Here is an 11,167-nt window from a genome sequence, read left to right as displayed (position 1 = left end):
GCATGGTGTCCTTCGCAGGTGGGGTCGCGGTCGTCGTGGCGGCGGCGCGTGCGCGGCTGCCCGACGGGCCCGCGGGAGGCGGGCTCAGTAGGTGAGGCTAACCTTACGCCATGGCCCCCGGGGCCGGATCGTGACGTGCATGACACCCGATGCGGCTCACCACATCAGAACACGGGCCATGTGGTCTCCCACATGAACAGACATTCTTCGACTTCCGAGTATGTCCGAATAGGTTGACAGAGGTGGCCATCGGGGTGATCCTGGAATCCGATGCCCACCCGGCGGCACGGGACGACGGAGTTGATGTGTACGCACCCGAGAGGCACCAGCAGATCCTCACGAGGGCACGGGCCGACGGTCGCGTGGACGTCACCGGGCTCGCGGTCGAGCTCGACGTCACCCCCGAGACGATCCGCCGCGACCTCACCGCTCTCGAGCGCCACGGACTCGTCCGCCGCGTCCACGGCGGTGCCATCCCGGTCGAGCGGCTGGGGTTCGAGCCCGGGATCGCCGACCGGGAGGGCCAGCTGTCCGGCGAGAAGGAGCGCATCGCCAAGGCCGCGCTCGACGAGCTGCCCGACGGCGGCGCCGTCATCCTCGACGCCGGCACCACCACCGTGCGCCTCGCCGAGCTGCTGCCGACCGACCGTGAGCTCGTGGTCGTGACGCACGCGCTGCCCGTCGCGACCGTCCTCGCGACGCGGCCGGGCACCACGCTGCACCTCGTCGGCGGCACCGTGCGCGGCCGCACGCTCGCCGCCGTCGGGTCGTGGGCGCTGCGCGACCTCGCCGAGATCCACGTCGACGTCGCGTTCCTCGGCGCCAACGGCATCACCGCCGAGCACGGCGTCACGACGCCCGACCTCGGCGAGGCCGCCGTCAAGCGCGCACTCGTCGCGGCCGCCCGACGCACCGTCGTGCTGGCCGACCACACCAAGGTCGGGCGCGTCGACCTGGCGCGCGTCGCGGCGCTCGCCGACATCGACGTGCTCGTCACCGACTCCGACGTGCAGCCCGAGCTCGCCGACGAGATCGAGGCCGCCGGCACCCGGGTGGTGCGCGCATGATCGTCACCGTCACCCCCAACCCCAGCCTCGACCGCGCGCTGGACGTCGACCGGCTCGAGGTCGGCGAGGTCAACCGGGCGCGCGAGACCCACGTGCACCCCGGGGGCAAGGGCATCAACGTCGCCCGGGCACTCGCCCGGCACGGCGTCGCGGCGCTCGCGGTCGTGCCGGCGGGGGGCGCCGACGGTGCGCGGCTCGTCGCGCTGCTCGGCGAGCACGGCGTGCCGGCCGTCGCGGTCCCCGTCGCGGGTGACACCCGCACCAACATCACGCTCGTCGAGGCCGACGGCGCGACCACCAAGGTCAACGCCCCCGGCCCGCGGCTGTCCGACGCCGAGGTCGACGCGCTGCTCGCGGCCGTCGAGGACCAGCTCAGAGCCGCACCGCGGGTCGTCGTCGCCGCCGGCTCGCTGCCCGCGGGCGCCGGGGAGGCGTTCTTCGTGCGGCTCGCCGGGCTGGCCGGGCGGTACGGGGTGCCCGTCGCGCTCGACACGTCGGGCGCACCGCTGGCCCGTGCCGTGCGCGCCGGCGGGCTGAGCATCGTCAAGCCCAACGAGGACGAGCTCGCCGAGCTCGTGGGTCGCGACCTCCGCACCGTCGGCGACGTCACCGACGCGGCGCGCGAGGTCATCGCGCAGGGCACGTCCGCGGTCCTCGTCAGCCTGGGCGCCCACGGTGCGCTCCTGGTGCGGGCGGACGGCACCTGGTGGGCCGGCGGCCCGCCGCTCGTCCCGCTGTCGACCGTCGGTGCCGGCGACTCGACGCTCGCCGGCTTCCTCGCCGGCACCGGCACGTGTGCCGACAAGCTCCGGACCGCGGTGGCGTGGGGGCGCGCCGCGGTGCTGCTACCGGGAACGCAGGTCCCTGCCCCCGCGCAGCTCGACCTCGACGCCGTCCGTGTCGTCGAGGGACCCGATCCGCACCTCGCACTCAAGGAGCTGTGACATGAGCACCACCACCCCGCTCATCACCGCCGACCTGGTCGCCGTCGACCTGGCCGCCACCGACCGCACGCAGGTCACGCGCCACCTGGTCGACCTGCTGGTCGCCGCGGGACGCGTGACCGACGCCGACGGGTTCGCCGCGGACGTCGCCGCGCGCGAGGCCCAGATGGCCACGGGCATGCCCGGCGGCATCGGCCTGCCGCACGCCCGCTCGGAGCACGTCGTCGCGCCGAGCCTCGCCGTCGGCAAGCTCGCCCAGGGCGTCGACTGGGGAGCCCCGGACGGGCCCGCGCGGCTCGTCTTCCTCATCGCGGCGCCCGCGTCGGGTGACGCCGACCACCTGCAGATCCTCGCCGCACTGGCACGGCGCCTCGTGCACGAGTCCTTCCGCACCTCGCTGCTCGAGGCGCCCGACGCGCACACCGTCGCGGAGATCGTCACCCGAGAGGTGGTGCCGGCATGAGGCTCGTCGCGGTGACCTCGTGCCCCACAGGGATCGCCCACACCTACATGGCCGCCGAGGCGCTCGAGCAGGCCGGCAAGGCCGCCGGGCACGAGGTGCACGTCGAGACGCAGGGCGCGGCCGGCTCCACGCCGCTCGACCCCGCGATCATCGCCGCGGCCGACGGCGTCGTCTACGCCGCCGACCTGGAGGTCAAGGACAAGCAGCGGTTCGCCGGCAAGCCGTTCGTCGACGTCGGGGTGAAGAAGGCCGTGCACGACGCGCCGGGCGTGATCGCCGCTGCCGTCGCCGCGGTCGAGGCGTGGGTGCCGGCCGGCGCGGGGGAGACGCCGGCCGGTACCCCTGCCCCGACCTCGTCGGCAGCGCGCGACGCCGGGGCCGGCACCAAGATCCGGCAGTGGCTCATGACGGGCGTGTCGTACATGATCCCGTTCGTCGCCGCCGGCGGGATCCTCATCGCGGTGTCGTTCATGCTCGCGCAGGTCGCGTGGGGCGGCGCCGAGGGCGCGATCGAGGTGACCGGCGTCGACGCGGCGGAGGTCGTCGCCGCGTTCGACCCGCTGTCGTTGCAGCACTGGGCCGTGATCCTCCTGGCGACGGGCCAGCTCGCGTTCGGCTTCCTCGTGCCGGTGCTGTCCGGGTTCATCGCCTACGCGATCGCCGACCGGCCCGGGCTCGTGCCCGGGTTCGTCGGCGGGGCCGCCGCGGTGTTCGTCGGCGCCGGGTTCCTCGGTGGCCTCGTCACCGGGTTCCTCGCCGGTGGTCTCGCCCTGTGGATCAGCCGCTGGAAGGTGCCCAAGGGCGTGCGCGGCATCATGCCCGTGGTGGTGATCCCGCTGCTGTCCTCCGCGATCGTCGGCATCGTCATGCTCGTGCTCGTCGGCCGGCCCATCGCCGCGGCCATGGACGGGCTGACGAGCTGGCTCAACGGCTTGTCCGGGTCCAGCGTGGTGCTGCTCGGCATCCTGCTCGGCGCCATGATGGGCTTCGACCTCGGCGGCCCGATCAACAAGGTCGCCTACACGTTCGCCGTCACGGGCCTGGCCACGCAGGGGCTGGCGTCCGACGCGACGCAGTACCGCATCATGGCCGCGGTCATGGCGGCGGGGATGGTCGCACCGCTGGCCATGGCGCTCGCCACGACCGTCCGCAAGCGGCTGTTCACCCACGTCGAGCAGGAGAACGGCAAGGCCGCGTGGCTGCTCGGCGCGTCGTTCATCTCCGAGGGCGCGATCCCGTTCGCGGCCGCCGACCCGTGGCGCGTCATCGTGTCCTCGGTCGTCGGGTCCAGCATCACCGGCGCGATCGTCATGGCGTCCGGGTCCACCCTCGTCGCCCCGCACGGCGGCGTCTGGGTGCTGCCGCTGATCGGCAACCCGCTGGCGTTCCTCGGTGCTGTCGTCGTCGGCACGCTCGTCACCGCGGCGATCGTCGTCGTGCTCAAGACGCTCGCGCACGACCCGGTCGTCCGTGCGGAGCGTGCCGCCGAGGAGCAGCGCGACGACGCCCTCGTCGCCCGGTCCGCCTGACGGACCCCACCCACCAGTCGTCCCGAAGCCTTGTCGTCTCGAAGGAGAGCACCATGACCGAGCGCACCGTCGCCGTCGCGTCCCGCGTCGGGCTCCACGCCCGCCCCGCGATGCTGTTCACCCAGGCCGTGGCCGCCGGCGGCGTCCCCGTCACCATCGCGAAGGCCGGCGGCACGCCGGTCGACGCGTCGAGCATCCTGTTCGTCATGTCCCTCGGCATCCCGCACGGCGAGGAGGTCACGCTCGCGGCCGACGGCCCCGACGCCGACCGCGTCCTCGACGGGCTGGTCGAGCTCCTGGCCACCGACCTCGACGCCCCCGAGGCGCCCGGGTCGTCGACGCAGGCGGCGTCATGACCGCGCAGACGCTCGGCGCACCGGCCGGCGGTGTGCTGCACGGCGTGGGGGTCGGACGACGCGCCGTCGTCGGGCCCGTCGCCCGCGTGCGGCCCGCGCCGGTCGTGCCGCCCGACGCACCGCTCGTCGTCGACGGTGAGACCGCGGGCGTCGCGCAGGTGCACGCCGCGGTGGAGCGCGCGTTCAGCGACGTCGCGGCGCGGCTCCGCGAGCAGTCCGCCGGGGCGTCCGGCACGGTCAGGGACGTCCTGGCCGCCACCGCGCAGATGGCCGACGACACGGCCCTGCGCAGCCAGGTGCTCGCCCGCGTCGACGCGGGGGAGCCGCCCGTCGGGGCGATCGACGGCGTCGTGCAGATGTTCGCCGGCATGTTCGAGCAGGCGGGCGGGTACCTCGCCGAGCGGGTCACCGACCTGCGCTCGGTGCGTGACCGCGTCGTGGCGAGCGCGCTGGGCCTGCCCGACCCGGGCGTGCCGCACCTCGACCGCCCGTCCGTCGTCGTGGCGCGTGACCTCGCCCCCGCCGACACCGCCGCGCTGGACCTGGCCAACGTGCTGGCCATCGTCACCGAGCTCGGCGGCCCGACGGGGCACACCGCGATCATCGCCGGTCAGCTCGGCCTGCCGTGCGTCGTGCGCGTCGCCGGTGCCACCGACCTCGAGGACGGCACCGAGGTGGCCGTCGACGCCGCTGCCGGCACCGTGCAGCCGCACCCGGACGACGCCGTGCGGGACGCGTACGCGCGTCGCAGCGCCGCCGAGTCCGTCCTCGCGGCCGACACGGCACCCGGCGCGACGTCCGACGGGCACGCCGTCGCGCTGCTCGCCAACATCGGCACGGCCGCGGACGCGACCCGCGTCGGGACGGCCGCCGAGGGCGTCGGCCTGTTCCGCACCGAGGTGCTGTTCCTCGAGCGGCAGGTGGCCCCGACGGTCGAGGAGCAGGCCGAGGCCTACGCCGCGGTGCTGCGCGCGGCCGACGGACGCAAGGTCGTCGTGCGGACGCTCGACGCGGGCGCCGACAAGCCGCTCGCGTTCGCCACGCTGCCGGACGAGGAGAACCCGGCGCTCGGCGTGCGCGGCTACCGGCTCGTCCGCGCGCACCCCGAGCTGCTCGACACCCAGCTCGCAGCGCTGGTCCGGGCGCAGGAGGCGACGGGGTCGACGCCCTGGGCGATGGCCCCGATGATCGCCACGCCCGACGAGGCCCGCGCCTTCGCGGAGCGGGCCCGCGCGGCCGGCGTCGCGACCGTCGGCGTCATGGTCGAGGTGCCCGCGGCCGCGCTGCGGGCCGCCGACATCCTCGCGGAGGTCGACTTCGTGTCGCTCGGCACCAACGACCTGGCGCAGTACACGATGGCGACGGACCGCCTGCGCGGCGAGCTGGCCGACCTGCTCGACATGTGGCAGCCCGCGGTGCTCGACCTCGTCGCCGCGACCGCCCGCGCCGGACGGGCCACGAACAAGCCCGTCGGCGTGTGCGGGGAGTCCGCCGGCGACCCGCTGATGGCGCTCGTGCTCGTCGGGCTGGGCGTCACGAGCCTGTCCGCCGCGCCCGGCGCGCTGCCCGCCGTGCGGCACGCCCTGCGGCGGCACACGCAGCAGCGCTGCGAGGAGATCGCCGACGCGGCCCTGGGTGCCCGCACGGCCACGCAGGCCCGCGCCGCCGCGCTGGCGCTCGTCGACGCGGAGGTCCGGGCGACGTTGGCGCTGTGACACCAGAAGTGTGAAGGGTTGTTGCCGGAGGACGGCAACAACCCTTCACACTTCCTGGTGCGAGCGCCGTGTCAGTGGCGCTCGCGGCGGTAGAGGGCGCGGGACCAGGCGTAGCCGACCGCGGCGATGACCACGCACCACCCGATCGCCAGGAGCGTCGTCGAGCCGTCCGGGGTGGTGCCCGCGAGCAGGGAGCGGATCGTCTCGATGATCGGCGTGAAGGGCTGGTGCTCGGCGAACCAGCCCACGGCGGCCGGCATCGTCTCCACCGGGACGAGCCCGCTGCTCAGGAACGGCAGCGCCGTCAGCAGCATCGGGGTGTTCGAGGCGGTCTCCACCGACGGCGCCGCGAGCCCCATCGCCACGCACAGCCAGGTCGTCGCGAACGTGACCAGCGCGACCAGGCCGACGAGCGCGACCCAGTCCAGCACCCCGGCGCCCGTCCGGAAGCCGAGCGCCACGGCCAGCACGAGCACCACCGCGACCGCGACGAGCCCCTGGACCACGGTGCCGAGCACCGGACCGCCCAGCACCGAGCCGGGCGAGATCGCCATGGTCTTGAAGCGCGCCATGATGCCGCTGTGCGCGTCCATCGCGGCGGTGATCGCCACGCTCTGCGCCGCGCCGACGACCGCGAACAGCAGGATCGCCGGGGTGATGTAGTCGAGGTACGCCGCGCGACCCTCGGCCCCGGGCGCGACGCCGGGCGTCACCCCCGCGCCGATCGCCCCGCCGAACACGAAGACGAAGAGCAGGAGCAGCAGCACGGGGATCACGATCGTGAAGCTGGTCAGGGCGGGGTAGCGCACGGCGCGCAGGAGGTTGCGCCGCAGCATGGTGAGCATGTCGGTCAGCGGCCGGGCGCCGGCGGTGGGGGCGATCGTCGCGGTGGTCATCAGGCCACCTCCTTGCTGGTCGAGGCGGACGTGGGCTCGGTGAGGCGCAGGAAGACGTCGTCGAGCGAGCCCGCGTCGTGCGCGGACTTCAGCTCGGCGGGGGTGCCCTCGGCGACGATGCGGCCGCCGTCGAGCACCGCGACGCGGTCCGCCAGGTGGTCGGCCTCCTCGAGGTACTGCGTGGTCAGCAGGACCGTGGTCCCGGCCGCCACGAGCGCGCGCACCTCGTCCCACAGGGTGCGGCGGCTGCGCGGGTCGAGGCCCGTCGTCGGCTCGTCGAGGAAGACGACGGCAGGCGACCCGACGAGCGTCATCGCGAGGTCGAGCTTGCGGCGCATGCCGCCCGACCACGTCGAGACGGGCTTGCGGGCGGCGTCCGTGAGGCCGAACTGCGCGAGCAGCGCGTCGACGCGCTCGCGGCCGGCGCGCCGGCCGAGGTGGTGCAGCGCGGTCATGAGGCGCAGGTTCTCGGCGCCCGTCAGCAGGTCGTCGACGGCGGACGTCTGCCCGGTGACGCCGATGGCACGTCGCACCGCGTCACCCTGGGTGACGACGTCGTGCCCGGCGACCCGGGCGCTGCCGCCGTCGAGCGACAGCAGGGTCGACAGGATGCCCACGATGGTGGTCTTGCCGGCGCCGTTGGGGCCGAGCAGGGCGGTGACGGTGCCGGGTGCGACGGTCAGGTCGACGCCGTCGAGGACGGTCAGGTCGCCGTAGGACTTGCGCAGGCCGCGGACGTCCACGGCGGGCTCGCTGGTCATGGTTCTCCTCCTGGGGGGCTCGGGTTGCCGGTGGTGGGGCGGGTCGTTCAGGGGCGGCGGACCAGCACGTTGCCGTAGCCGGTGCCGGCGTGGATCTCGACGGTGGCGTCGTCGTCCGCCGGGCCGTCGCCCGGGGTCAGGTCGGTGCGCACGGTGCCGTGCTTCGACGCGACGTCGAGCCACGCGGCCGTGCCCTGCGGCACGCCCACCTCGATCGAGCCGTACGACGTCGTCAGGGTCAGCGCACCGGACTCGACGCGCTCGACGCGGATGCCGCCCGCGGCCGCCTTGGCGGTGAGCGTGCCGCGCACCGTGCCGACGACGACGTCGCCGTGCACGCCGGAGACCTGCAGGGTCCCGGTCAGCGCACCGACGGACGTGCTGCCGTTGCGGGCGTGGACCTCGCCGTCGCCCGTGAGCCCGGCGATGCGCACGCTGCCGGCACCCGCCCGGACGTGCGTGCACTCGGTGATCTGCCCGACGACGACGGAGCCCGCCGTCACGTTGAGGTCGAGGCGTGCGACGTCGTCCAGCCGGGCGTCGCCGCCGTTGAGGGTGAGGTCGACACTGCCGAGCCGGCCCTCCGCGTACAGCGTGCCGGCCTTGCCGCGCAGGTCCGAGCCGGTGGGCACCTCGATCGTCACCTGCGCGCCGCCGGCCGAGAACGGCATGACGTACTGCCGCCACGCGGCCGGGTACACGATCGTGACGGTGTCGCCCTCGAGCTGGACCCGGGTCTCCTCGGCGGCGCGCACGGCGCCGGCCTTGGAGGGGTCGGCGGGCAGCACGGTGACGACGACGTCGTCGCGCTCACTGGCGACGACGTGCAGGTTGCCGAACGGGACGTCCACGACGACCGGGACGGGCGCGGGCGCAGGGAAGGTGGGCATGCGGGTCTCCAGGGGTGCGTCGGGGTGGCGGTCGTGGCGGTGGAGCGGGGTGCTCAGCGCACCCAGCCGGTGAGGCGGTTCGAGGCGCGCGGGTCGGTGCGCGGCTGGGGTGCCGTGCGGCCGGTCGGGTGCTCGAGCGCGCCGGCGACGGCGCGCACGAGCCAGGAGTTGACGGACAGCCCGTCGCGGGCGGCCGCCACCTCGACCTGCGCCTTGAGGTGGTCGGGCAGGCGCAGGGTGGTGCGGGTGGTGGTGCCCTCGTCGTCGGTCGCCGGGGGCGTCGGCGGGGCGGGGGTCGTGGTCGGGGGCTGCGGGGGAGGCGGCGGCGCGTACGCCCCGGCCGGGTCCGCGTGCGTGCCCGCGTCGACGACGAACTCCGGGAGCCCTCCGCGGAGCCGGACGTCGACCGAGCCGGGCGCGAGCTCGGCGGAGATCTCGCCGGCGGCCTCCGTCAGGGCGTCGAGCAGGACGAGACGGACGGCGGCGTCGAGCGGCGTGGTGAGCCGTTGGGCGAGCTGCCGTGCGTCGTCGCCACCGATGTCGGCAGCCGCCGTCAGCCGGTCCCGCAGGTCGTCGACGTAGCGCGTGAGGTCCATGACGTCATCATGACACCATTTATGGTGTCATGGCAACACCATCATGGTGTCACCCCTCCAGCGGTCCGCGCGCGGCGCGTCATCCCCGCCCCTCCGGCGTCCGGCGTAACCTGACGCGATGGCGCACGAGCATGCCGACCTGCAGGACCCGGAGACCGACCCGCTCGCCACCTACGTGCTCGAGCCCGATGACGTGCGCCCGCTGCTGGCGCGCGCGGTCGCAAGTCCCGGGCACGCGACGTCCACGTCGATCGCCCCCTTCACGGGCGCGCCCATCGCCGCCGTGCCGCTGACCGCGCCCGACGACCTGCCCGACGCCGCCCGCCGGGCCCGCGCCGCGCAGCGCCTGTGGGCGGCCCGGCCCGTCGCCGAGCGCGCCGCCGTGCTGCTGCGCGCGCACGACCTGCTCCTCGAGCGGCAGTCCGACGTCCTCGACCTGCTCCAGGTCGAGACCGGCAAGGCCCGCACCCACGCGTGGGAGGAGCTCGGGGACGTCGCCAACGCCGCGCGGTACTACGCGCTGCGGGCCCGCCGGCTGCTGGCCGCGCGCACCGTCCGGGGGCTCGTCGGCCCGCTGACCTCGGCGCGCGTCCTGCGCCACCCCCTGGGCGTCGTCGGGATCGTCACGCCGTGGAACTACCCGCTGTCCCTCGGGCTCGGCGACGCGCTGCCCGCGCTCGTGGCGGGCAACGCCGTGCTGCTGCGCGCCGACCCGCAGACCGCGCTGACCCTCCTGTGGTCCGCCGAGCTGCTCGACGACGCGGGCCTGCCCCCGGACCTGCTGCAGGTCGTCGTCGGCGGCCCCGACGTCGGCATGGCCCTCCTCGAGCACGTCGACCACGCGGGCTTCACGGGCTCGACCCTGGCTGGGCGCGTCTTCGCCGGCCGTGCCGGCGAGCTGGGCGTCCCCGTGACCCTCGAGCTCGGCGGCAAGAACCCGATGTACGTCGCCGAGGACGTCGACGTCGACGCCGTCGCCGAGGGTGCCGTGCGCGCCTGCTTCGGGTCGTCGGGCCAGCTGTGCGCCAGCATCGAACGGATCTACGTGCACGAGGACGTGCACGACGCCTTCGTCGCTGCGCTCGTGCGCCGCACGGGCGACCTGCGCCTCGGAGCCGGGCTGGACTACCGCGCCGACATGGGCTCCCTGGTCGGGCCCGACCAGCTCGCCCGCGTCGTCGAGCACGTCGAGGACGCCGTGGGCAACGGCGCGACCGTGCTCGTCGGGGGCGCGCAGCGCCCCGACCTGGGGGCGTTCTTCTACGAGCCGACCGTCCTGGTCGACGTGGCACCGACGGCGCGCGCGTACCGCGAGGAGACGTTCGGGCCCGTCGTGGCGGTCTACCCCGTCGCGTCCGACGACGAGGCGATCGCCGCCATGAACGACTCCGAGCTCGGCCTCGTCGCCGCGGTGTGGACCCTCTCGACCGCCCGCGGTAGGGCGCTCGCGGCGCGCGTCCGGGCCGGCGCGGTGGCCGTGAACGACACCCACCACGTCCTGTGGGGCAGCGTCGGGGCACCCATCGGCGGCGTGGGGGCGTCGGGCCACGGGCGCCGGCACGGCCGCGAGGGCCTGTGGGAGACGACGTGGACGCAGACCGTCGTGGCGCAGCGCGGGGTCCACACGGGCCGGGGGATCGGGATGCGGCAGATCCACGAGCTCGGCCCGGACGTCTGGCCGCGCGTCGTCACCCGCCTGCTCCGCGCCCAGCGGGTGCTGCGCCTGCCCTGACCCGGCCCGAGCGGGGCTGGATCGCCCTCTCACCACCCTGGGTGGGTGCTGGATTGCTCTCTCACCACCCCTGGGTGGTGCTGGATTGCTCTCTCACCACCCTGGGGGGTGCTGGACTGCTCTCTCGCGCGCGGGTTGTGGCGGGACACCCACGCCGGTGCGTGAGAGAGCAATCCAGCACCGCGCGGGCTCCCACCCCCGGGCGTGAGAGAGCAATC

At 75.1% G+C, this 11,167-nt stretch carries 11 protein-coding genes; 7 read left to right on the top strand and 4 right to left on the bottom strand.

Annotated features, from left to right (window positions below; genetic code table 11):
• Positions 1–305 precede the first annotated feature (305 nt).
• From OKX07_RS13940 to ptsP, 6 genes are read left to right on the top strand one after another with little or no spacing between them, the layout of a single operon-like run.
• Complete coding sequence (locus OKX07_RS13940; RefSeq protein WP_265628677.1) at positions 306–1,067, top strand: DeoR/GlpR family DNA-binding transcription regulator; 762 nt, start codon at positions 306–308, stop codon at positions 1,065–1,067.
• Complete coding sequence (gene pfkB / locus OKX07_RS13935; RefSeq protein WP_265628676.1) at positions 1,064–2,011, top strand: 1-phosphofructokinase; 948 nt, start codon at positions 1,064–1,066, stop codon at positions 2,009–2,011. The genes OKX07_RS13940 and pfkB overlap by 4 nt, the downstream gene beginning before the upstream one ends.
• A gap of 1 nt (position 2,012) precedes the next feature.
• Complete coding sequence (locus tag OKX07_RS13930; protein WP_265628675.1) at positions 2,013–2,474, top strand: PTS sugar transporter subunit IIA; 462 nt, start codon at positions 2,013–2,015, stop codon at positions 2,472–2,474.
• Positions 2,471–4,003 carry a PTS fructose transporter subunit IIC gene (locus OKX07_RS13925; protein ID WP_265628674.1) on the top strand — a complete coding sequence of 511 codons (1,533 nt, stop codon included), beginning with the start codon at positions 2,471–2,473 and terminating at the stop codon, positions 4,001–4,003. The genes OKX07_RS13930 and OKX07_RS13925 overlap by 4 nt, the downstream gene beginning before the upstream one ends.
• 53 nt (positions 4,004–4,056) lie before the next feature.
• Positions 4,057–4,359 (top strand): HPr family phosphocarrier protein, encoded by a 303-nt coding sequence (locus OKX07_RS13920; RefSeq protein WP_265628673.1) that lies wholly within the window; start codon positions 4,057–4,059, stop codon positions 4,357–4,359.
• Complete coding sequence (gene ptsP / locus OKX07_RS13915; RefSeq protein ID WP_265628672.1) at positions 4,356–6,074, top strand: phosphoenolpyruvate--protein phosphotransferase; 1,719 nt, start codon at positions 4,356–4,358, stop codon at positions 6,072–6,074. Before OKX07_RS13920 ends, ptsP begins: the two co-directional genes overlap by 4 nt.
• A gap of 71 nt (positions 6,075–6,145) precedes the next feature.
• Here ptsP and OKX07_RS13910 read toward each other — a convergent pair whose 3' ends face one another.
• Genes OKX07_RS13910 through OKX07_RS13895 form a run of 4 tightly spaced genes read right to left on the bottom strand, consistent with a single transcriptional unit; the run spans position 6,146 to position 9,217 of the window.
• Positions 6,146–6,970 carry an ABC transporter permease gene (locus OKX07_RS13910; RefSeq protein ID WP_265628671.1) on the bottom strand — a complete coding sequence of 275 codons (825 nt, stop codon included), beginning with the start codon at positions 6,968–6,970 and terminating at the stop codon, positions 6,146–6,148.
• Positions 6,970–7,731, bottom strand: a complete 762-nt coding sequence (locus OKX07_RS13905; RefSeq protein WP_265628670.1) for an ABC transporter ATP-binding protein — start codon at positions 7,729–7,731, stop codon at positions 6,970–6,972. Before OKX07_RS13905 ends, OKX07_RS13910 begins: the two co-directional genes overlap by 1 nt.
• 47 nt (positions 7,732–7,778) lie before the next feature.
• Positions 7,779–8,621 (bottom strand): DUF4097 family beta strand repeat-containing protein, encoded by an 843-nt coding sequence (locus tag OKX07_RS13900; RefSeq protein WP_265628668.1) that lies wholly within the window; start codon positions 8,619–8,621, stop codon positions 7,779–7,781.
• A 53-nt stretch (positions 8,622–8,674) separates the two neighbouring features.
• On the bottom strand, positions 8,675–9,217 hold the full coding sequence (locus tag OKX07_RS13895) for a histidine kinase (protein ID WP_265628666.1): 543 nt from the start codon (positions 9,215–9,217) through the stop codon (positions 8,675–8,677).
• A gap of 118 nt (positions 9,218–9,335) precedes the next feature.
• Here OKX07_RS13895 and OKX07_RS13890 point away from each other — a divergent pair, with 118 nt between their 5' ends.
• The gene (locus OKX07_RS13890) at positions 9,336–10,949 is read left to right on the top strand and encodes a succinic semialdehyde dehydrogenase (protein ID WP_265628665.1); all 1,614 of its coding nucleotides are present in this window, start codon (positions 9,336–9,338) and stop codon (positions 10,947–10,949) included.
• Positions 10,950–11,167 lie beyond the last annotated feature (218 nt).

This window comes from Cellulomonas sp. S1-8 (genome assembly GCF_026184235.1).
Taxonomy (GTDB): domain Bacteria; phylum Actinomycetota; class Actinomycetes; order Actinomycetales; family Cellulomonadaceae; genus Cellulomonas.
Note: the sequence above shows the minus strand (reverse complement) of the source record. Positions and strands in the feature narration are given on the sequence as shown.